20 protein-coding genes and 1 tRNA gene are annotated in these 21,811 nt (G+C 69.6%); 18 read left to right on the top strand and 3 right to left on the bottom strand.

The features are described 5' to 3' along the window. The first annotated feature begins 8 nt into the window (after positions 1-8). The 13 genes from DNK54_RS04655 to der all read left to right on the top strand — a co-directional run bounded on the left by DNK54_RS04655 (position 9) and on the right by der (position 13,547). Positions 9-1,691 (top strand): CTP synthase, encoded by a 1,683-nt coding sequence (locus DNK54_RS04655; RefSeq protein WP_204164408.1) that lies wholly within the window; start codon positions 9-11, stop codon positions 1,689-1,691. 19 nt (positions 1,692-1,710) lie between these two features. Continuing rightward, on the top strand, positions 1,711-2,298 hold the full coding sequence (locus DNK54_RS04650; protein WP_110205711.1) for an NUDIX domain-containing protein: 588 nt from the start codon (positions 1,711-1,713) through the stop codon (positions 2,296-2,298). 28 nt (positions 2,299-2,326) lie between these two features. Next, positions 2,327-3,238, top strand: coding sequence for a site-specific tyrosine recombinase XerD (gene xerD, locus DNK54_RS04645; RefSeq protein WP_110205825.1), 912 nt, complete (start codon positions 2,327-2,329; stop codon positions 3,236-3,238). Beyond that, positions 3,235-5,802, top strand: a complete 2,568-nt coding sequence (locus DNK54_RS04640) for a DEAD/DEAH box helicase (protein ID WP_110205710.1) — start codon at positions 3,235-3,237, stop codon at positions 5,800-5,802. Before xerD ends, DNK54_RS04640 begins: the two co-directional genes overlap by 4 nt. A 206-nt stretch (positions 5,803-6,008) precedes the next feature. Further along, the gene (locus tag DNK54_RS04635; RefSeq protein WP_110205709.1) at positions 6,009-7,016 is read left to right on the top strand and encodes a ParA family protein; all 1,008 of its coding nucleotides are present in this window, start codon (positions 6,009-6,011) and stop codon (positions 7,014-7,016) included. Beyond that, positions 6,985-7,332, top strand: a complete 348-nt coding sequence (locus tag DNK54_RS04630) for a hypothetical protein (RefSeq protein ID WP_110205708.1) — start codon at positions 6,985-6,987, stop codon at positions 7,330-7,332. Before DNK54_RS04635 ends, DNK54_RS04630 begins: the two co-directional genes overlap by 32 nt. Then, positions 7,329-8,150: a segregation and condensation protein A gene (locus DNK54_RS04625; RefSeq protein ID WP_110205707.1), complete on the top strand. Its 822-nt coding sequence runs from the start codon at positions 7,329-7,331 to the stop codon at positions 8,148-8,150. The genes DNK54_RS04630 and DNK54_RS04625 overlap by 4 nt, the downstream gene beginning before the upstream one ends. Beyond that, a complete protein-coding gene (scpB, locus tag DNK54_RS04620; protein ID WP_110205706.1) occupies positions 8,147-8,773 on the top strand; it encodes an SMC-Scp complex subunit ScpB in 627 nt (208 codons plus the stop codon). The genes DNK54_RS04625 and scpB overlap by 4 nt, the downstream gene beginning before the upstream one ends. After that, on the top strand, positions 8,773-9,528 hold the full coding sequence (locus DNK54_RS04615) for a pseudouridine synthase (protein ID WP_420846357.1): 756 nt from the start codon (positions 8,773-8,775) through the stop codon (positions 9,526-9,528). The genes scpB and DNK54_RS04615 overlap by 1 nt, the downstream gene beginning before the upstream one ends. A 75-nt stretch (positions 9,529-9,603) precedes the next feature. Continuing rightward, entirely contained in the window at positions 9,604-10,677 is a 1,074-nt protein-coding gene (locus DNK54_RS04610; RefSeq protein ID WP_110205704.1) for a prephenate dehydrogenase, read from the top strand. 82 nt (positions 10,678-10,759) lie between these two features. Next, entirely contained in the window at positions 10,760-11,437 is a 678-nt protein-coding gene (gene cmk / locus DNK54_RS04605) for a (d)CMP kinase (protein WP_204164407.1), read from the top strand. After that, a complete protein-coding gene (locus DNK54_RS04600) occupies positions 11,434-12,189 on the top strand; it encodes a lysophospholipid acyltransferase family protein (protein ID WP_239459905.1) in 756 nt (251 codons plus the stop codon). Before cmk ends, DNK54_RS04600 begins: the two co-directional genes overlap by 4 nt. After that, a complete protein-coding gene (gene der / locus DNK54_RS04595; protein ID WP_239459904.1) occupies positions 12,189-13,547 on the top strand; it encodes a ribosome biogenesis GTPase Der in 1,359 nt (452 codons plus the stop codon). The genes DNK54_RS04600 and der overlap by 1 nt, the downstream gene beginning before the upstream one ends. Before the next feature lie 168 nt (positions 13,548-13,715). On the opposite strand, the gene DNK54_RS04590 is transcribed toward der, so the two are convergent. Together DNK54_RS04590 and DNK54_RS04585 are read right to left on the bottom strand one after the other, a co-directional pair. Further along, positions 13,716-13,792, bottom strand: a tRNA-Pro gene (locus DNK54_RS04590). 116 nt (positions 13,793-13,908) lie between these two features. After that, positions 13,909-14,325, bottom strand: a complete 417-nt coding sequence (locus DNK54_RS04585; RefSeq protein ID WP_110205702.1) for a VOC family protein — start codon at positions 14,323-14,325, stop codon at positions 13,909-13,911. A gap of 26 nt (positions 14,326-14,351) precedes the next feature. Between DNK54_RS04585 and DNK54_RS04580 the strand changes: the two genes are divergently transcribed. Beyond that, on the top strand, positions 14,352-14,840 hold the full coding sequence (locus tag DNK54_RS04580; protein ID WP_110205701.1) for a DUF4232 domain-containing protein: 489 nt from the start codon (positions 14,352-14,354) through the stop codon (positions 14,838-14,840). A 76-nt stretch (positions 14,841-14,916) separates the two neighbouring features. Beyond that, positions 14,917-15,480: a GNAT family N-acetyltransferase gene (locus DNK54_RS04575; protein WP_110205700.1), complete on the top strand. Its 564-nt coding sequence runs from the start codon at positions 14,917-14,919 to the stop codon at positions 15,478-15,480. 57 nt (positions 15,481-15,537) lie between these two features. Here the strand turns inward: DNK54_RS04575 and DNK54_RS04570 are convergent, their stop codons facing one another. Next, positions 15,538-16,821: a PucR family transcriptional regulator gene (locus DNK54_RS04570; protein ID WP_162602296.1), complete on the bottom strand. Its 1,284-nt coding sequence runs from the start codon at positions 16,819-16,821 to the stop codon at positions 15,538-15,540. 177 nt (positions 16,822-16,998) lie between these two features. On the opposite strand from DNK54_RS04570, the gene DNK54_RS04565 reads away from it, so the two are divergent. The 3 genes from DNK54_RS04565 to DNK54_RS04555 are packed head-to-tail and all read left to right on the top strand — an operon-like array spanning position 16,999 to position 21,783. Next, the gene (locus DNK54_RS04565; protein WP_110205698.1) at positions 16,999-18,468 is read left to right on the top strand and encodes a class I adenylate-forming enzyme family protein; all 1,470 of its coding nucleotides are present in this window, start codon (positions 16,999-17,001) and stop codon (positions 18,466-18,468) included. Position 18,469: 1 nt separating this feature from the next. Continuing rightward, a complete protein-coding gene (locus tag DNK54_RS04560) occupies positions 18,470-20,338 on the top strand; it encodes a DUF3556 domain-containing protein (RefSeq protein ID WP_110205697.1) in 1,869 nt (622 codons plus the stop codon). Next, positions 20,335-21,783 carry a phytoene desaturase family protein gene (locus DNK54_RS04555; RefSeq protein ID WP_110205696.1) on the top strand — a complete coding sequence of 483 codons (1,449 nt, stop codon included), beginning with the start codon at positions 20,335-20,337 and terminating at the stop codon, positions 21,781-21,783. The genes DNK54_RS04560 and DNK54_RS04555 overlap by 4 nt, the downstream gene beginning before the upstream one ends. Positions 21,784-21,811 lie beyond the last annotated feature (28 nt).

The following is a 21,811-nucleotide window of genomic DNA, read 5'->3' as shown; positions in this document are numbered from 1 at the left end:
TGGGCACAGTGCCGACCAAGCACGTCTTCGTTACCGGAGGCGTTGCGTCTTCGCTCGGCAAGGGGCTGACCGCCTCGAGTCTGGGCAGCTTGCTGAAGTCCCGCGGACTGCGGGTCACCATGCAGAAGCTGGATCCCTACCTCAACGTCGATCCCGGCACGATGAACCCCTTCCAGCACGGTGAGGTCTTCGTCACCGAGGACGGCGCCGAGACCGATCTCGACATCGGTCACTACGAGCGGTTCCTCGACACGAACCTGAACCAGATCGCCAACGTGACGACCGGTCAGGTCTACTCGTCGGTGATCGCGAAGGAGCGACGCGGCGACTATCTGGGCGACACGGTCCAGGTGATTCCGCACATCACCAACGAGATCAAGGACCGCATCCTCGCCATGGGTGGTGACGACGTGGACGTCGTCATCACCGAGGTCGGTGGCACGGTCGGCGACATCGAGTCGCTGCCTTTCCTCGAGGCGGCGCGCCAGGTGCGGCACGACGTCGGACGCGACCGAGTCTTCTTCATCCACGTCTCGCTGGTGCCCTTCATCGGTCCCTCGGGGGAGCTCAAGACGAAGCCCACCCAACACTCGGTCGCGGCACTGCGCCAGGTCGGCATCCAGCCCGATGCGATCGTCTGCCGTGCTGACCGCGAGCTGCCGGCATCGATCAAGAAGAAGATCGCGCTGATGTGCGATGTCGATGTCGAAGCCGTGGTGACGGCCGCAGACGCGCCGTCCATCTACGACATCCCGAAGGTGATCCACCGCGAGGGGCTCGACGCTTACCTGGTCCGCCGCCTCGACCTCCCCTTCCGCGACGTCGACTGGACGGTCTGGGACGACCTGCTCCGCCGGGTCCACCACCCCAAGGAGGAGATCACCGTCGGCCTGGTCGGCAAGTACATCGACCTCCCCGACGCCTACCTCTCGGTCGCCGAGGCGCTGCGCGCTGGCGGGTTCGCGCATGAGGCGAAGGTCAACCTGCGCTGGATCCCCTCCGACGACTGTGCCACCGACGCCGGGGCGGCGCGGCAGCTGGAGGACGTCGACGCGGTCTGCGTGCCGGGCGGCTTCGGCATCCGCGGCATCGAGGGCAAGCTGGGTGCGCTGAAGTACGCACGCACGCACAAGATCCCCACCTTGGGACTCTGCCTCGGTCTGCAGTGCATGGTCGTCGAGTACGCGCGCAACGTCGCCGGCATCACAGGGGCGGGCTCGACGGAGTTCGACCCCGACACGGCCGAGCCGGTCATCGCCACGATGGAGGAGCAGAAGAGCTTCGTCGAGGGTGCCGGTGATCTCGGCGGCACGATGCGCCTCGGCTCGCAGCCTGCGCACCTCGTCGAGGGCAGCGTCGTCGCCGAGGCGTACGGCGCCACGAAGATCACCGAGCGCCACCGGCACCGCTACGAGGTCAACAACTCCTACCTTCCGAGGTTGACCGAAGCAGGACTGGTGGTCTCCGGGACCCACCCGGAGTGGGGTCTGGTGGAGTTCGTGGAGCTGCCCCGCGAGGTGCATCCCTACTACGTCTCCACGCAGGCACACCCGGAGCTGAAGTCGCGACCGACCCGTCCGCACCCGCTCTTCGCGGGACTCGTCGGCGCCGCCATCGAGCGTCAGCGCGAGCTTCGGATCCCGATGGACGAGTCCGGGCTGCACCGCGTCGACGACGACACCGAGGAATGAGAGTCTCGAGGACTGTCGCATGGAGCTGATCGGGGACACCCCGGAGTCGTGGCCGGTCGAGTCGTCGACCGACCTGCACCGCGACGACTGGGTGGTCGCCTTCCGGTCCGACCAGGTGCTCTCCCCGCATGACCCGGAGGCGCCGTCGTTCCGCCGTCTCGTCGTCGAGCATCCAGGGGCCTGCGTCGCGATGGCGATCGACGGCGACGACCAGGTGCTGTGTCTGCGCCAGTACCGTCACCCTGCGCAGATGCGCTTCCTGGAGCTGCCCGCCGGGGTCATCGACGACCCTGGAGAGGACCCGCAGGAGGTCGCCGCACGCGAGCTGCGTGAGGAGGCCGAGCTGGAGGCCGCGCGGTGGACGCACCTGATCTCGGTGTGGGCCAGTCCCGGCGTCTCGGCGGAGCGACACCACCTCTACCTGGCCGAGGGACTCTCCGCGGCCAGTCGGGGTGACTTCGCCCTGCACCACGAGGAGGCCGACATGGAGACTCTGTGGGTGCCGTACGCCGACCTCCTCGAGGGGGTCCTGGCGGGCCGGATCCAGGACGCGCCGGTCGCGCTCGCGGTGCTGACGTTGAACGCCCGCCGACAGCGAGGGCAGTGACCTGGACCGCGACGACCTGGTGCGCGTGCTGCGTACCTACCTCGACCACCTCGCCGTCGAGCGCGGCGTCGCCGACAACACGCTCAGTGCCTACCGGCGTGATCTCAACCGCTACCGCAGCTATCTGGAGTCCCGGGGGGTCACGCGGCTAGGTGAGGTGACCGAGGAGACCGTACGCGGCTTCCAAGCGGCGCTTCGTGAGGGCGACGCGAGGCACCCTGCACTCGGCACCACGTCGACGGCGCGCACGCTCGTCGCGGTGCGCGGGTTCCATCGCTTCGCGGTGCGGGAGGGTGTGGTGGAGGCCGATCCGGCTACCGGGGTCAAGCCACCGACGCCCGACAAGCGGTTGCCGAAGGCGCTCCCCCTCTCCGACGTCGAGGCGATCCTCGACGCGGCCGGTGCTCCCGGCACCCCACTGGCGGTCCGCGACCGGGCGCTGCTGGAGGTGCTCTACGGCACCGGCGCGCGGATCTCCGAGGCGGTGGGCCTCGACATCGACGACGTCGACGTGCATGACGGCACCGTGCTGCTGCGCGGCAAGGGCAGCAAGGAGCGGCTGGTGCCGATCGGCTCCTTCGCGCTGGAGGCGGTCGACGCCTACCTGGCACGTTCGCGACCGGGACTGCTGACGGGCAAGACCCCGACCGGTGCGCTCTTCCTGAACGCCCGGGGAGGCCGGCTGTCGCGGCAGAGCGCCTGGACGGTGCTGGTGAAGGCGGCCGACCGGGCCGGGGTCACGGCCGACGTCTCGCCGCACACGCTCCGGCACTCGTTCGCGACCCACCTGCTGGAGGGTGGCGCCGACGTACGTGTGGTCCAGGAGCTGCTGGGGCACGCCTCCGTGACGACCACCCAGATCTACACGCTCGTCACGGTCGACAGCCTGCGCGAGGTCTTCGCGACCGCACACCCACGAGCCAGGAGGGGGCGATCGTGAGCTCGCGGCACCTGGGCGACAGGCTGGTCGGCTCCGGCAACCCCGACGCGGTGTACGACGCCTTCCTGGGCTGGGTGGAGGCGCTCGGGCTGGGCCTCTACCCGCATCAGGACGAAGCGATCATCGAGATCGTCGGTGGCAACAACGTGGTGCTCGCCACGCCGACCGGGTCCGGCAAGTCGCTGGTCGCCACCGCAGCGCAGTTCTGGGCGCTCTGCGAAGACAAGGTGAGCTTCTACACCGCACCGATCAAGGCGCTGGTGAGCGAGAAGTTCTTCGCACTCTGCGCCGCCTTCGGGGCGGAGAACGTCGGCATGCTCACCGGCGACGCGTCGGTGAACCCCGAGGCGCCGATCATCTGCTGCACGGCGGAGGTGCTTGCCAACATCGCCCTGCGCGAAGGCGAGCAGGCCGACATCGGCCTCGTCGTGATGGACGAGTTCCACTACTACTCCGAACCCGACCGCGGCTGGGCTTGGCAGGTCCCGCTGCTGACCCTCCCACAGGCACAGTTCGTGCTCATGTCGGCGACGCTGGGCGACGTCGGCTTCTTCCTCGACGACCTCACCCGCCGTACCGGTCGCGACTCCGTGCTCGTCGACGACGCCGAGCGTCCGGTACCGCTGGACTTCACCTGGTCGCTCACGCCGCTGGGGGAGACGCTCACGGAGCTGGTCGAGACCAAGCAGGTGCCGGCCTACGTCGTGCACTTCACCCAGAAGGACGCGGTCGAGCACGCCAACTCGCTGGTGGCGGCCAAGTTCGCCGGGCGTGATCAGCGCGACGCCATCAACGAGGAGATCGGTGCCTTCCGGTTCGGCGCGGGCTTCGGCCGGGTGCTCGCGAAGATGCTGCGCAGCGGCGTCGGCGTGCACCACGCCGGAATGCTCCCGAAGTACCGCCGGCTCGTCGAGCAGCTCGCCCAGAAGGGCCTGCTCACCGTCATCTGCGGCACCGACACGCTGGGCGTCGGCATCAACGTGCCGATCCGCACGGTGCTCTTCACCGGACTCGCCAAGTTCGACGGCAGCCGCCAGAGGATCCTGCGCACCCGTGAGTTCCAGCAGATCGCCGGGCGTGCCGGGCGCGCCGGATTCGACACTGCCGGCTACGTCGTGGTGCAGGCCCCCGAGCACGTGATCGAGAACGAGGCGGCCAAGGCGAAGTCCGCCGCCAAGAACGCCAAGGACCCGAAGAAGAAGAGCAAGCCACACCTGCGCAAGCCACCCGAGGGAACGGTCGTGTGGACGGAGCAGACCTTCACCAAGCTGGTCGAAGGCGACCCGGAGCAGCTGGTCTCGCGGATGAAGGTCGACAACGCGATGATCCTCAACGTCGTCGCCCGCGAGACCGACGCCTTCCCGGTGCTGCGCGACCTGTTGCGCGACAACCACGAGGATCCGCGCAACCGCATCCGGCTGGTACGCCGCGCGCTGCGACTGGCGCGCTCGCTGGTGGCCTCCGAGGTGCTGGTCAGGCGAGACGTGCCCGACGAGTTCGGTCGGCGCTACGTGCTCACCGAGTCGCTGCCCGAGGACTTCGCGCTCAATCAGCCGCTCGCCCACTTCGCGCTGGAGGCGTTCTCGGTGCTCGACCCGGAGGCGGCGGAGCATGCGCTCGACCTGGTCTCCGTCGTCGAGGCGGTGCTGGACGCGCCCCGTCAGGTGCTCTTCGCGCAGCAGAACACGGCGCGCGGTGAGGCGGTCGCGGAGATGAAGGCCGATGGGATCGAATACGAGGAGCGGATGGCGCTGCTCGACGAGATCACCTGGCCCAAGCCGCTCGCCGAGCTGCTCGAGGCGACCTTCGAGATCTACCGCACGGCCCACCCGTGGCTGCCCGAGGACGCCCTCGACCCCAAGGGGATCGTGCGGGAGATGTACGAGCAGGGCTACAGCTTCACCGAGTTCGTGAGCCGCCACCAGCTTGCCCGCTCGGAGGGGCTGGTGCTGCGCTACCTGACCGACGCCTACCGCACACTGCGGCACACGGTGCCCGAGGCCTTCCGGACCCCGGAGTTCGAGGAGCTTGTGGAGTGGCTGGGGGAGACGGTCCGGCAGACCGACTCCAGCCTGCTCGACGAGTGGGAGGCGCTCACGGACCCGGACCTGGCGGCCGCAGCGATCCGCGACGAGGCACCGCCACCGCCCCGCCCGCTCTCGCAGCGGGAGCGGGCGTTCTCGGTGATGATCCGCAACGCGATGTGGAGACGTGTCGAGGCGGCAGCGCGCGACGACCTCGACGCGCTGATCCGCGGCGAGCGGGCCACGGCCGACCTCTTCGAGCCGCCGCGGGAGGTGGGGATGACCCGCTCCGCCTGGGACGACGCCCTCGAGGCCTACTACGACGAGCACGACGAGATCCGCACCGACGCGGATGCCCGTGGGCCGGCGTACCTCCAGGTCGAGCGGAGCGACCTGACCTGGCTCGTCCGGCAGACGCTGGCCGACCCCGAGGACCATCGGGACTGGGTGATCGAGGCGGAGGTCGACATCGCCGCGTCGGACGCTCTCGGTGAGGCCGTGGTCACCACCGTCGCCATGCGTCGGTGGGACGCCGTCTGAGGCGCGTTTCTCCACAGGTTTCTGCACATGAGGGGGCACACCTGTGCACCTGGCGGGGGCGCTCTGCACAGGCAGGCAACGCGAATCGCCAAGCGGGGCAAGGAATCCGGGGCCTGCCTTGTTCCCGGGAACACCCGGCGCCTAAAGTCATCCGAAGGCCCGGCTACAAGTCGCCGTGTCGACAATCCACGCGAGGGAGCACATCGATGAGCAGTGGCGGATCGCCGTACGGCCCCTCCGGTCACGACTCGGGTGCCGCGCCCGCCATCCCCCCGCTGGGACCGATCCCCGCACCTCATCGAGACGAGCCCCTGTTGAACGACCCGATCCCGTTCCCGGACCGCCCCGCGGTCGAACCGCAGCTCGGCCCGACAGGCCGCCCGATGCCGGAGATCCCCGAGCCACGGCCGCTGAGCAGCCACGGCAACGCGCGCATCGTCTCCATGTGCAACCAGAAGGGCGGGGTCGGCAAGACCACCACCACGATCAACCTCGGTGCCTCGCTGGCCGAGCTGGGGCGCAAGGTGCTGCTGGTCGACTTCGACCCCCAGGGCTCCCTGTCGGTGGGCCTCGGGCTCAACCCTCATGAGATGGACCTGACGATCTACAACCTCCTGATGGAGCGGGACGTCACCTTCGACGAGGTCGTGGTCCCCTCGGGGGTCCCCGGCATGGACCTGCTGCCCTCCAACATCGACCTCTCCGCGGCCGAGGTGCAGCTGGTGCACGAGGTGGCGCGGGAGCAGACCCTGCAGCGGGTGCTTGCGCCGGCGATCGCTCAGTACGACGTCATCCTGATCGACTGCCAGCCGTCGCTGGGACTGCTCACGGTGAATGCGCTGACCGCCTCCGACGGCGTCATCGTGCCGTTGGAGTGCGAGTACTTCGCGCTGCGCGGGGTCGCCCTGCTCAAGACCACCATCGACAAGGTCAAGGAGCGACTCAACCCGCGGCTCGAGATCGACGGTGTGCTGGGCACGATGTTCGACGGGCGCACGCTGCACAGCCGAGAGGTGATGGAGCGCCTGGTGCAGGCATGGGGCGACAAGGTCTTCCACACCGTGATCCGGCGGACCGTGAAGTTCTCCGACTCCACTGTCGCCGGTGAGCCGATCACCTCCTACGCCTCCAGCTCCGCCGGCGCGTCGTCGTACCGCCAGTTGGCGAAGGAGGTGCTGGCGCGTGTCGAGACGGGTGAGCCTGCCCACGGCTGACGACCTCTTCCGCCCGACCTCCGGCACCGCGGAGCCAGCACCCGCACCCGAGCAGGGCGAGGCATCGCGAGGTGCGACGACTCGGCGCGGTAACGCGCGCACCAGTGGCCGCGTCCGGCATGACGAGAAGATGACCGTCTACATCACCTCGGAGGAGCTCCTCGAGATCGAGCACGCGCGGCTCTCGCTGCGGCGTACCCATGGGCTCGCTGTGGATCGGGGACGTCTGGTCCGCCAGGCGGTCGCGCTGGCCCTCGCCGACCTGGAGGCGCACGGCGAGGAGAGCCAGCTGGTGCAGCGGTTGAGGGATTCGTGACCGAGGCCGAGCCCGGCTTCGAGGTCAAGCTCGACAACTTCGAGGGGCCGTTCGACCTGCTGCTGCAGCTGATCTCCAAGCACAAGCTCGATATCACCGAGGTCTCGCTCTCCAAGGTCACCGACGAGTTCATCGCTCACGTCAAGGCTCGATCGCCGGAGGGCGGCGGCTGGGACCTGGAGCAGACCACCTCGTTCCTGCTTGTCGCCGCGACCCTCCTGGATCTCAAGGCTGCGCGGCTGCTGCCGCAGGCCGAAGTGGAGGACGAGGAGGACCTCGCGCTGCTCGAGGCCCGGGACCTCCTCTTCGCGCGGCTCCTCCAGTACAAGGCCTTCAAGCAGGTGGCGGCGGTCCTGGGTCAGCGGTTGGCAGGCGAGGCTCTCCGGCACCCACGGGCGGTCGGTCTCGACGAGCGCTACGCGCGACTCCTGCCCGAGGTGCTCATCGGCATCGGGCTGCAGCAGTTCGCGGCGCTCGCCGCCCGGGCACTCGAGCCGAAGCCGGAGCTGGAGGTCAGCCTCCAGCACATCCACGCCTCGAAGGTGTCGGTCAAGGAACAGGCGGCCCTTGTCGTCGACCGGCTCCGGCACGGAGGTGTCCTGACCTTCCGCGCGCTCTGCGGCGACTCGCCCGACACCCTCACCACGGTGGCGCGCTTCCTCTCGCTGCTGGAGCTCTTCCGGGAGGGTGCGGTGGCGTTCGACCAGGTCACCCCGCTCGGAGAGCTCAGCATCCGCTGGACCGGCGGCGAGGACGACATCATCATCACCGACGAGTTCGACGGCGCCCCCGTCGCCGATCAAGAGGAGCAGGCATGACCGCGGAGACCCCGCCCGAGAGCGCAACGGACGAGACGCTCGACGTGCCCGTCGCCGCGTTGCGTCCCTCCCTTGAGGCGGTGCTGATGATCGCGGACCAGCCGCTCGACGAGACGACCCTCGCCAGCGCTGTCGGCCACCCGGTGGATGCGGTCTCGGCGGCGCTCCAGGGGTTGGCCGACGAGTACGCCGACCAGGGGCGCGGCTTCGAGCTGCGCAACGTCGCCGGCGGCTGGCGGTTCTACACCCGCGAGGAGTACGCCGCGGTGGTGGAGGCGTTCGTGCTGGAGGGGCAGCAGGCGCGGCTCACCCAGGCGGCCCTGGAGACGCTCGCTGTGGTCGCCTACAAGCAGCCGGTGTCGCGGGCCCGGGTCTCCGCCATCCGCGGGGTCAACGTGGACGGCGTGATGCGGACCCTGCTCGCCCGAGGCCTGGTCGAGGAGGCCGGCAGCGAAGCCGAGACGGGCGCCCACCTCTATCGGACCAGTTCCTACTTCCTGGAGCGGATCGGGATCACCTCGCTCGACGATCTTCCCGAGCTGGCTCCCTTCCTGCCGGAGATGGAGGATCTGGAGGACGACTTGGCTGCGTTCACCGGGGCAGGGCAGGAGGGCCAGGCGTGATCCCCGAGGTCGATGAGGACGGCCAGATCCGTCTGCAGAAGCTGCTGGCCCAGTCCGGTGTGGCGTCGCGCCGAAAGTGCGAGGAGCTCATGCTGGCGGGCTCGGTCGAGGTGGACGGGGAGATCGTCACCAGGCTCGGCACCAAGGTGGACCCGCGAACCGCGGTGATCCGCGTCGACGGCAAGCGACTGCCCCCGATCAGTCCGCACGTCTACCTGGTGCTCAACAAGCCGCGAGGTGTCGTGTCCACGATGTCGGATCCGCAGGGGCGACCGACGCTCTCCGACTTCGTCGCCGACCGACCGGAGCGGCTCTTCCACGTCGGCCGCCTCGACACCGACACCACGGGGCTGCTGCTGCTCACCAACGACGGTGAGTTCGCCCACCGGATGGCGCATCCCTCCTACGAGGTGGACAAGACCTATGTGGCAGAGGTCGACGGGGAGGTCTTCCCCCAGGTGCTGAAGCGGCTCCGCGCCGGAGTGACGCTCGAGGACGGCCCCGTGCAGGTGTCGAAGGTGCGGGTCGTCGAGACCGGCCGTGGCGCCGCGCAGGGACGCAGCATCGTCGAACTGGTGATCCACGAGGGACGCAACCGGATCGTGCGCCGGCTGCTCGCCGAGGTCGGCCACCCGGTACGCCGCCTCACCCGCACCCGGTTCGGGCCGGTCCGGCTCGACCGGTTGCCGACGGGTGAGCTGCGCGAGCTTACCTCCGAGGAGTTGGGCACCCTGCTCGACGCCGCGAGAATGTGAACGCGGGCGGCGTTGTAGCCTTGCCCGGCCCATTCATGCCCACCACCGTCTGAGTCGAGAACCAGGAGGAGCCGCGTGCCCGCTCGTGCCCTGACCGGTCCCGTCCGGGTGATCGGAGCCGGGCTGCTCGGCACCTCGGTCGCGCTGGCCTGCCGGCGCGCGGGGCTCGAGGTGCTGTTGGTCGACGTCGCTTCGGAGCACGTGCGCACGGCAACCGGGCTCGGTGCCGGGCGCGCGGACGACGGCACCGCTGCGCAGCTGGTGGTCGTCGCGGTGCCGCCGGATCACCTCGGGGCAGCCATCGCCGGCGCCCTCGTCGACGGTGACGCGATCGTCACCGATGTCGGCAGCATCAAGTCGCAGCCACTCGTCGAGGTGCGGGACGTCGTACCTCCCGATGCGCTGGCGCGGTACGTCGGCGGCCACCCGATGGCTGGCAGCGAGCGCTCGGGCCCACTCGCCGCCTCGGCAACCCTCTTCGAGGGCCGGCCCTGGGCGATCACACCCCATGACACGGCGGACCCCGCTGCGGTGGCGCTCGTCCGCGACCTGGTCGATGTCTGCGGCGCCGTCGCCCTGGAGTACGCACCTGACGAGCACGACCTCGCCGTGGCGCGGGTCTCGCACCTGCCCCACCTGATGTCGTCGCTGGTCGCCGGGCGCCTGGCGCAGGCGCCGGTCGAGCACCTGGCTCTCTCCGGTCAGGGAGTGCGCGACGTGACTCGGATCGCGGGCAGCGACCCGAGCCTGTGGAAACAGATCATCGCGGGCAACGCGACGGCGCTCCTGGGCCTGCTGGACGAGGTCGCCGCCCGGCTCGCCGACCTGCGCGGCCTGGTGGAGGCCGCAGACTCCGACGCGCTCGCGGAGCTGCTCGCCGAGGGCGTTGCCGGCACCCGGGCAATCCCGGGAAAGCACGGTGGGCCGGTCCGGCCGATGACCGGTGTCTATGTGGCCGTCCCCGACCGTCCGGGCGAGCTGGCCCGCCTGTTCGCCGACGCGGGCGAGGGCGGATTCAACATCGAGGACATGCACATGGACCACGATCCGGGACGCGAAGTCGGCCTGTTGGAGATCGTCGTCGCCACGGAGCAGGCCGACGCGCTGGCGGAGTCGCTCGCCGAGCGTGGCTGGGTCGTCCACCCCTGATCACCAGGATCCGCTCGGCAGCCGGATGTATCGGTAGGCTGACGCCCGTTCCACCCCGCACCACCTGAGGAAGTAGGCACCCGTGACCAGCCAGGCACGCAGCATCGTGATCGCCGTCGACGGGCCGTCGGGCTCGGGCAAGTCGAGCACATCGCGGGGCACCGCTGCCAAGCTCGGCCTGCGCTATCTCGACACGGGCGCGATGTTCCGCGCCATGACGTGGTGGATGCTCGAGCACGGCGTCGATGTGCACGACGCCGACGCCGTCACGGCCGCCGCCGGCCGGCCCGAGATCGTCTCCGGCACCGACCCCCTGGCACCGACCATCGTCGTCGACGGAACCGACGTGGCGGTGGCAATCCGTGGCGACGCCGTGACCGGCGCGGTGAGCCCGGTGAGCGCCGTGCCAGCGGTGCGCAGCCGTCTCCTGGAGCTGCAGCGCGCGGTGATCGGCGAGGGCGGCATCGTGGTCGAAGGACGCGACATCGGCTCGGTGGTGTGGCCGCAGGCGGAGGTGAAGGTCTACCTGACCGCCGATCCGGCAGCGCGGGCGGCGCGGCGTGCCCTGGAGGAGGGCGGCAGCGACGTCGCCGCGACGCAGGAGTCGCTGCTGGCCCGCGACAAGATCGACTCGGGACGCGCGACAGCGCCGCTGACCATGCCCGAGGGTGCCCACCACATCGACACCACCGACTTCACCCTGGACGAGGTGATCGGCCAGCTGGTCGCCTTGTCCGAGGCGGTGGGAGCGGCACGGTGAGCCGACCTGGCAGCCTGCTCGGCCCGAGCGGGGTGCCACTGCCTCGGCGCCGTGCGCTGCGGACGCTGCGCCCGCCGGCGCGCTGGCTCTTCCGGCGTCTCGGACCGGTGCGGGTGCACGACGCCCACCAGGTGCCTGCCGAGGGGCCGGTGATCGTCGCCGCCAACCACATCGGTGTCATCGACGGGCCCTATCTGGCGGCGTTCACCCCGCGACCGGTGCATGCCCTGACCAAGATCGAGATGTTCCAGGGCAAGGCCGGCGCCTTCTTCCGGTGGACCGGGCAGGTCCCGCTCGACCGGTTCCACACGGACCCTGCGGCAGTCAAGATCTCCCTTGCCCTGCTGCAGGCCGGCGCCTGCGTCGGGATCTTCCCGGAGGGCACCCGGGGGGCAGGTGATCTCGCTCGTTTCCACCGCGGCGCTGCCTACCTCGCGATGGTGAGTGGCGCACCGGTCGTGCCCGTCACCTTCGTCGGCACCCGGGCGCCCGGGGCGGGCAGCAGCGCCCTGCCGAAGCGGGGCGGAGTGGTCGACATCGTCTTCGGTGCGCCGTGGCGGGTCGACGCGCAGCCGTGGCCGCGCACCCGGGAACAAGTCGGGGCCAAGACGGCGTTGTTGCAGGAGCACATGGTGGCCGGACTGGCGGCTGCCCTTTCCCAGATCGGCCGGGAGCTGCCCGGCCCGTTGCCCGGCTCCCCGGGCACTTCGGAACATGACGGCGCTGAGCACGCGCACGGACGAGGAGCATGATGAGCGAGTACGACGCGCCTGCGGTCGACGACACCGCGACGGGCCCCGTGCCGGTCCTTGCCGTGGTGGGCCGGCCGAACGTCGGTAAGTCCACCCTGGTGAACCGGATCATCGGCCGGCGCGAGGCGGTCGTCGAGGACGTGCCGGGCGTGACCCGTGACCGGGTCTCCTACGACGCCAGCTGGAACGGTCGCGCGTTCACCGTCGTCGACACCGGCGGCTGGGACCCGGACGCGCGCGGGTTGGCTGAGCGGATCGCCGCGCAGGCCGAGATCGCGGTGGGCCTCTGCGATGCGGTGCTCTTCGTGGTCGACGCGACGGTTGGCATCACCGATGCCGACGAGGCCGTGGTGAAGATCCTGCGTAAATCGAAGAAGCCGGTGGTGCTGGCGGCCAACAAGGTCGACGCCCAGCATCTCGAGGCGGAGGCGTACGGCCTGTGGAACCTCGGCCTCGGTGAGCCCTTCCCGGTGTCGGCATCGCACGGACGCGGCACCGGTGACCTGCTGGACGCCGTACTGGAGGCCCTGCCGGAGACGCCGGAGGAGACGTTCGGCGAAGTAGGGGGGCCCCGGCGCATCGCGCTGGTCGGCAAGCCGAACGTGGGCAAGTCCTCGCTGCTCAACAAGCTCGCGGGGGAGGAGCGCGTCGTCGTCGACAACGTCGCGGGCACCACGGTCGACCCCGTCGACGAGTTGATCCAGCTGGGCGGACAGCCTTGGCGGTTCATCGACACGGCCGGCATCCGCAAGCGCGTCAAGGAGGCATCGGGACACGAGTACTACGCCTCTCTGCGGACGGCGACGGCGATCGAGCGTGCGGAGGTCGCAGTGCTGCTGATCGACGGATCCCAGTCGATCTCGGAGCAGGACCAGCGGATCATCCAGACTGTGCGCGATGCTGGGCGGGCGCTGGTGATCGCCTTCAACAAGTGGGACCTGGTAGACGAGGAGCGTCGCTACTACCTGGATCGCGAGATCGAGCGCGAGCTGGTGCAGGTGCAGTGGGCGCCGCGGATCAACATCACTGCACGCACCGGCTGGCACGTGGACCGCCTCGTGCCGGCACTGGAGCGGGCCTTGGAGGGGTGGGAGACACGTATCTCGACCGGCACCCTCAACGCGTTCCTCGGCCGTCTGGTGCAGGAGCACCCGCACCCGGTGCGTGGCGGCAAGCAGCCGAAGATCCTCTTCGGCACCCAGGCGCAGACCGCGCCGCCCACCTTCATTCTCTTCACCAGCGGCAAGCTGGACGCCGGCTACGAGCGCTTCATCGAGCGGCGGCTGCGTGAGGAGTTCGGCTTCGTCGGTACGCCGATCGAGTTGCAGGTGCGGGCGCGGGAGAAGCGCAAGCGCTGAGCGACGGTCGGCCGTCGTGGCCGACGGACGGGTCGTGATCGCCTCCTGCTGGAAGGCGGCGATCGCGACCCGTTCTGCTTGCCCACGCTTCGGGTGCAGGCGGGGCTTGGCCGGGAACGGGAAGAGGGCCTCTCGCTCCGCGAAAGACCCTCTGACCTGCTACAAAGCTGGTCGGGCTGACAGGATTTGAACCTGCGACCCCTTGACCCCCAGTCAAGTGCGCTACCAAACTGCGCCACAGCCCGATGCCCGTGCGCGACCGCTGTGAAGCCGCCGTTCAGGAGCGTGTGAACCCTACCGCAGGCCCGGTCCTACTGTGCAATCAGGGGTTCCGTCGCCGACGGTGGCGATCGTGGTGGCCTCAGATCCGGAACTCGCCGGTCGCGAGGCTACGGAGCACACAGAACTCGTTACCCTCCGGATCGGCCATCACCTCCCAGGATTCGGCCCCGGTCTGGCCGACGTCCACGCGCCTTGCGCCCAGGGCCTCGAGCCGGGCGACCTCTTCGGTCTGGGGGCGATCGATGGGGGAGAGGTCGAGGTGTAGACGGTTCTTGAGCGTCTTGCCCTCCGGCACTCGGGCGAAGAAGAGCGACGGTGCGACAGGCTGGCGGCGTACGACGGCGAGCAGTTCGGCGTCCGCTCTCCGTTCCGGGCCGATCTCGACCAGGTCGTCGGTGGCGTCGAGGACGGAGTAGCCCAGCGCCGCGCACCAGAACTTCGCCAGGCTCGCCGGCTCCGCGCAGTCGATGTTGATCTCTGTGAGTCGGGAGGTCATGTACCAGCCATACCAGGTGGTTTCGACTGATAGGGCGGTCCCTCAGGGTCGAGGCGAGTGTCGGGGCGCAGCGAGACGCCTGCGGTGAACGGGACGTGAGGGCGACGGTCCGGTTCGTCGACGCAGCGCTCGGACACCGATTCGCGCGTCTGCGGATCACCAACGAGTCGCAGAGGACATGCTCGGTCGGCGGATACCCTGGCGTCGGCGCGCTGGGGGACCAGGGGAGCATCTTCCACCATGCCGTCGAGCAGCGAGAGCCCCTCGCCGACGGGGACGTGACCACCCAGCCGATCAGACTCATGCCGGGTGCCGCAGCAGTCCTCAACCTGGAGTGGACCGGTGAGCTCGCGGGAGCTCAGTCGGAGTGGATCCGAACGCTGGTGATCCAACTCGCACTGGGCCAAGGGCCGCTCGGCATCTCGTTGAATGCGCCTGGGGATGAGCAGCCGTGGGATATCGGCATCATCACGACGGTGAATGTCGGGCCATGGCAGTCAGCGGCGAACAGCTGACCAGAGACGCGGACCTTGCTGAGGTCCGGACGGTGGCCAGCCGACGTGCCGTTCCAGATTCGGGCAGGATGGCGGTGTGTCGCCTGCCCTGCCCACGCCGCGTCTGGAGACCGAGCGCCTGCGTCTCCGTCCGGTGGCGGACGCCGATGCGGATGCGCTCTTCGAGCTGCACAGCAGCCCCCACGTGCTGCGCTACTGGGACTCCCCACCGTGGACCGAGCGCTCCAGAGTCGATCGGTTTCTCCGGACCTGTCGCGCCTTGGAGCAGGAGGGGACCGGCGTGCGACTCGTGGTGGAGCGGGCATCAGACGGAGCCTTTCTCGGTTGGTGCACCGTGCAGGAGTGGAACCGTGAGTTCCGGAGTGCGTCGTTGGGGTACTGCCTCGCAGAGGCCGCCTGGGGGAAGGGCTATGCGACCGAGGCAGCGGCGGCACTCCTGACGTGGGCATTCCAAGAGCTGGATCTCCATCGTGTCCAGGCCGAGGTGGACACACGCAACGGCGCTTCGGCCAGGGTGCTCGAGAAGCTCGGCTTCACCCGGGAGGGAACCTTGCGCGAGGACTGCATCGTCAACGGCGTCGTCTCTGACTCGTGGGTCTACGGCCTGCTCCGCCGCGAGTGGGCTGCCGGCTTCTCCTAGGCGTTCGGTCGGCCGCTGCCGCACCGGCGACCAGCACGACGACCAGGGAGGCGCCTGTCAGCCCTCCTTCAGCAGCACCTCGCGGCCCAGCCAGGAGCAGGCGTGCAGGGCCAGTTCCAGGTCGAGTCGGTCCTCCTCGAGGGTGCGCCCGCGCACCTGTGTGGCCCGCTCGACGCGGTAGCGGACGGTGTTCTTGTGCAGGTGCATCCTGGTTGCGGTCGCGACGTAGCTGTCGCGCTCCTGCAGGAAGATCAGCAGCGTCTCGCGCAACCGTGCCATCGACTCGTTGTCGGCCGCGAGTCCGCGGAGCGTGCGATGCACCATCCGCCGCGTGGCGACGAGATCGACGGCCAGCAGCGCGGCGGCGCGGACGCCCGGATCGCCGTACCAGGTCAGACAGTGCTGGGGGTCGCGGGCCAGGAGCGCCACCCGGTGCGCCTCGAGCGCCTCGTGGTGCGAGGAGCGGAAGCCCTCGAGGCTGCCTGCGGCGGTGCCGACGGCGAGGCAGATGCCTTGCGGGGGAGTGAGGCCGCGTAGGCGCTCCGCGACGTCGCCGGGGGAGGTGCGGCCGAGCGGGATCCATCCCCAGGCCAGTGCCCGGTCGCGGGGAATGAAGAGGGGCGTGGCGTCGGAGCCGAGCGCACGACCGACCTCGGTCAGCGTGCGCTCCAGCGCTCCCAGGCCCGCCGTGCTGTTGCTGCCATCGGGATACCAGAGGACGACGCCCAGATGGTGCTGCCGGAGTCGATGGCCGACAGCTTGCTCTGCCGAGTCGACGTCGGCTCGTTCGTCCCGCAGCAGCGCCTCGACGGTCTCGCGCTTCACCGTGCTGCGATTGGCCAGCCACTGCTCACGCTCGTGCTGGTAGGCGGTGACGACGCCTTCCGACACCGCGTCGATGTAGACGAACGTGGCGTCGGTGAAGGAGTGCGTCGCGGCAAGCGCCACGTGCAGGTCCGTGACGAGCTCAGCGGTCACCTGCCGAGCCCAGCCGAGCACGGCGATCTGTCCCAGCCGATAGGCGCGCAGCAGCGCGCTGGGTGGGCTGTCCCGCTGTGCCAGCCGCCGCGCGTACTCGGCAGCCGCAGGAGGCACGGGAATCTCGTCCTCGGCCAGGTGGCCGCGCAGATAGTGGACGACGTTCTCCAGGTTGCTCGCCACACTGGCGCGGAGCAGATCCAGCAGCAGCGGATCGTGCGGCAGGTCGGCGATCCGCGCGCTCATCTCCTCGAAGAGCACACCGGTGAGCTCGTCGTGGCCTGCCGCGAGTCGATCGGCCAATGCAGTGAGGTGCTCCTGCACCTGCGTGGCGAGCTCTGCCCCGCTGTCGGCGCTGCTCATCTGCTCTCCCCTCCAGGCACGATGTGATGCACGTCTTGATCTTGCCCGCCAAAACATAGCGGTCGAATCGGCTCCGGAGGGCCAAACGAGCCAGGTAGCCTTGTGTCACGGATCCAAAGACGTCGCGCGTGCTGCGGGCCTACGGTCCTGTCGTAGCCCGAGTCACGAGGAGCCGCGATGAACCTGGACCACCTGCCCTGGAGCCTGCCGTCGGAGTACGACGACCGGCCCTGTGTCGCCGACGAGTCGGTCGCACTGACCTATCGCGAGTTCCGCGATCGGGTCGACGCCGTCGCCGAGCAGCTCTCCCAGCATGGAGTCGGGCGGGGCGACGTGCTCGCCGTCATGCTTCCGAACCGGGTCGAGCTGCTTGTCGCGATGGCAGCCGCTTGGCGGATCGGTGCGGCCGCGACGCCGATCAACCCCACTTTCACCGCCGCCGAGGCAGGGCACCAGGTAGGCGACTCGGGAGCCGCCCTGGTGATCAACGGCGACGGGGCGCCGGTGGCCGATCGTCCTACGCTCGCGGTCGACCAGCTGCGGACCCGGGCGGAGGGCACTCTGCCCGCGCCGGCAACGGACCAGGCCGATCTCGCTCTGCTGATTTACACCAGCGGGTCCACCGGCCGACCGAAGGGCGTCATGCTCAGCCATGGCAACGTGGCCGCGATGATCGCCAGCATGGGGGCGCACACCGGCACGACCGCCGATGACCACTGTCTCCTGGTGTTGCCGCTCTTCCACGTCAACGCCATCTGCGTGAGCTTCCTGACGCCGTACGTGCAGGGAGCCCGCACCTCGATCCTGCAGCGGTTCCACCCCGTCGAGTTCCTCACCGCCGTCCAGGAGCTGCGGCCCACCTACTTCTCCGCGGTCCCCACCATCTACGCCCACCTGGTCGCCTTGCCCGCCGAGATGACCTTCGACGTCGGCTCGGTCCGTTACGCGATCTGTGGAGCAGCGCCCGCGGCTCCCGACCTGCTTGCCGCGGTGGAGGAGCGGTTCGGGTTCCCGCTGATCGAGGGCTACGGCCTCTCCGAAGGCACCTGCGCTTCCACCTGCAACCCGGTCACGGGGCTCCGCAAGGCCGGCACCGTCGGCGTCGCGCTGCCGGGCCAGACCGTCGCCGTGATGGCGGCCGACGGCACCTTGGCGCCAGCGGGGGAGCGCGGCGAGGTGGTGATTCGCGGAGCCAACGTGATGCAGGGCTATCTGAACCGGCCCGAGGCCACTGCCGAGACGCTCGGCGACGGCTGGCTGCACACCGGTGACGTCGGCGTGCTCGACGAGGACGGCTACCTCCGGATCGTCGACCGGATCAAGGACATGATCATCCGGGGTGGCGAGAACATCTATCCCAAGGAGATCGAGAACGTCCTCCATGCCGAGCCTGCCGTGATCGAGGCGGCGGTCGTGGGCGCGCCGCACGACGTGTACGGCGAGGTCCCCGTGGCGTTCGTCGCGCCCGCCCCGGGCCAGATGATCGACGTCGACGGGCTGCTCGCGCGCTGCCGGGCAGAGCTCACGAAGGTGAAGGTTCCGGTCGCGGTGCACGTGCTCGACGCGCTGCCGAAGAATCCCGTGGGCAAGATCGACAAGCCGACGCTGCGCGCCCAGGTGCCCGCTGCCGTGGGAACGGGGGCCTGACATGGGCTTCCTCAAGCCTGCCCCGGAGCCGATGCCCGCGGCCGAGGTGCTGCAGCTCCCGCTGCGCGACCGGATCCGGGTGCTCACGACCGGCTGGGTGACGGAGGGCTTCAACACGCCTCGGATGCTTCACGTGGTCTACATCCTCAAGATGCTGGGCCTCTACTTCGCCGTGGGCCTGGCCATCACGTCGGCGACGACGGAGTACGTCCACTTCACCGATCCTGCGACCTGGTTCGACAACGTGGTCGTCTACCAGAAGCTGGCGATCTGGCTGATGCTGCTCGAGGTGATCGGGCTGGGCGGAGCGTTCGGCCCGCTCTGCGGTCACTTCGCGCCGATGCTGGGCAACATCCGGTTCTGGGTGCGGCCCGGGACCCTCCGGATGGCCCCGTGGGGGCGCCGGGTGCCGTTGACCGGCGGTGACGAGCGGACGGTCGTCGACGTCGTCCTCTACCTGGCGGTGCTCGCGAGCCTCGCCTACCCACTGCTGGCCTCCGCCGATTCGGTGACCCATCTTCCTGCCGGTACCGGGCCGCAGGAGCTGGTGCCGCCACTCGCGTTCGTGCCGATCCTGATCGCGATGCCGCTGATGGGCCTGCGCGACAAGGTCATCTTCCTGGCGGCACGCTCGGAGCAGTACCTGCCGATCATGCTCTTCTCAGCGACGCTCGGCTGGCTCGCGACTCGGGATGGCGCGTCCGCGACGGAGTTCGTGAATCTCGTTGTGGCGTTCAAGATCATCATCTGCGTGGTCTGGATCGGAGCCGGAGTCTCCAAGATCGGCGAGCACTTCATCAACGTCGTGCCGGTCATGGTCTCCAACAGCCCCGGCCAGCTGAACGCGGTCAAGCGCGCTCACTATCGGCGCGCCCCCGATGACCTGCGTCCGAGCAGGCTCGCCTGGTTCATGGCCCACGTCGGGGGAACCACCGTCGAGATCATCATCCCGATCGTGCTGCTGCTGACCACCAACAACACGATCGCCATGCTCGGCGCCGTAGCGATGCTGATCTTCCACATCTACATCACCTCGACCTTCCCGCTCGCCGTGCCGTTGGAGTGGAACGTCTACTTCGGCTACATCGCGATCGTGCTCTGGGGCGGCTTCGGCGATGGCTTCGACGCCTCGGTCTACAACATCTGGGAGTTCTCCGAGCCGCTGCTGTTGGTCCCGATCTTCGCGTTGCTGTGCTTCGGCCCGATCCTCGGAAACCTGCGGCCCGATCTGGTCTCGTTCCTCCCGTCGATGCGGCAGTACGCCGGCAACTGGGCCTCGGCGGTCTGGGCGATGAAGCCGGGGGTCGAGCAGCGCCTCAACGAGCTGCCGCTCGTCGAGACCCAGAACGACCAGCTGCAGCGGATGCCGATGATGCCGTACACGGCGGACGAGGCGGAGCTGACCGTGCAGAAGGCGGTCGCCTGGCGCTCGATGCACAGCCAGGGACGCGGCATCCTCTCGGCGCTCTACGAGCACCTCGACGACATCGAGACCCGTGACATCCGCGAGGGCGAGTTCATGTGCAACATCCTCCTGGGCTGGAACTTCGGCGATGGCCACCTCCACGACGAACGCCTGATCGCGGCGCTCCAGAAGCGCCTCGGGTTCGAGCCCGGCGACCTGGTCGTCGTCTACTGCGAGTCGCAGGCCACGCCATGGCGGACCGGCCGCCCGCAGGAGTACCGGGTGATCGACGCCGCCCTCGGCGTGGTGGAGCGCGGCAGCTGGGACGTACGGGACTGCGTGAAGGAGCAGCCCTGGCTGCCCAACGGCCCGGTGCCACTGGCGGTCAGCTGGACGGCCCCTGGGTACGGTCGACAGCAGACCCTCACCCGAGGGGACGTCAACGGCAAGGACCCCGTCTCGTGACCACAGCAGTCGTCGTCGGCAGCGGCCCCAACGGCCTCGCCGCCGCCATCCGTCTCGCCACCTCGGGCGTTCGGGTGGTGGTGCTGGAGGCCCAGGAGCGCCCAGGGGGTGGCACCCGGACCAGCGAGCTGACCCTGCCGGGGCTGCTCCACGACGACTGCGCTGCCTTCCACCCGACCGGCGTGGCGTCACCGTACTTCCGATCGCTCGAACTGGAGCGACACGGACTGCGGTGGCTCTGGCCGGAGGTGGATCTCGCCCACCCGCTGGACGACGGTCGGGCGGGGCTCGCGGCTCGGGACCTCGGCCTGACGGACACTTCTCTCGGCGCCGATGCCCGCAGGTGGCGCCGTCTCTTCGCGCCCGCGCTGCGCAACTTCGACGACTTGATCGGCGAGGTCTTCCAGCCGGTGGCCCACCTGCCGCGGCATCCGATCACCCTCGGCCGCTTCGGACTCAACGCGATGCAGCCGGCGACGCTGCTGGCCCGGCGCTTCTCCGACGAGCCGGCCAAGGCCCTGCTCACCGGAGTGGCGGCGCACGCCTTCAGCCGGCTCGACACGCCCTTCAGCGGGTCGGTCGGGATGATGCTGACCACGACCGCCCATGCCGTCGGATGGCCGGTCGCCGAGGGCGGGTCGGAGTCGATCACCCGGGCGCTGCTGGCGGTCCTCGCCGCGCACGGCGGGGTGGTGCACACCGGGGTGCGCGTCGACTCCTTGGCGGACGTCGCCGCCTATGCCGACGGCGTGCCCGACATCCTCATGCTCGACACCTCGCCCACGGCGGCGCTGCGGATCCTGCCGACCCTGCCTGGCGGCATACGGCGGGCCCTGGGGCGCTATCGGTACGGACCTGCCGCCTACAAGCTGGACATCGCGATCGAGGGCGACATCCCGTGGCGCAACCCCGACTGCGCCCGGGCCGGGACGCTTCACCTGGGCGGCACGGCCGAGGAGATGGTGGCCACCGAGGGCCGGGTCGTCCGCGGCGAGATGCCGGAGCGTCCCTTCGTGCTGCTCGGTCAGCAGTACCTGGTCGACCCGTCTCGCTCTGCCGGTGGCGTGAACCCGATCTACGCCTACGCACACGTGCCGCACGGCTATGCGGGCGATGCCACGGAGGCGATCCTGAGTCAGATCGAGCGGTTCGCTCCCGGCTTCCGCGAGCGCCTCGTCGCTGTGGCGCCGCGTGACCCGGCGGGGCTGGAACAGCACAACGAGAACTATGTCGGCGGCGACATCGCCACGGGCGCCAACCATGCCCGTCAGATCCTCTTCCGACCTCGTATCGCGCTCGACCCCTACACGCTGGGCAGCGCCGGGAGCGGCGCCGACCGGGTCCGCGCCTACCTCTGCTCCTCGGCCACCCCACCCGGCGCCGGCGTGCACGGGATGGGCGGCTTCCACGCCGCGAACTCAGCCCTGCGCCATCTCCGTCGCTGATCGGGAGCGCCACGCGTACGTCGCCGTC

It is taken from the genome of Nocardioides daejeonensis, from assembly GCF_003194585.1.
GTDB lineage: Bacteria > Actinomycetota > Actinomycetes > Propionibacteriales > Nocardioidaceae > Nocardioides > Nocardioides daejeonensis.
The sequence above is the reverse complement of the archived record's forward strand: the minus strand, read 5'-3'. Positions and strand labels throughout refer to the sequence as shown.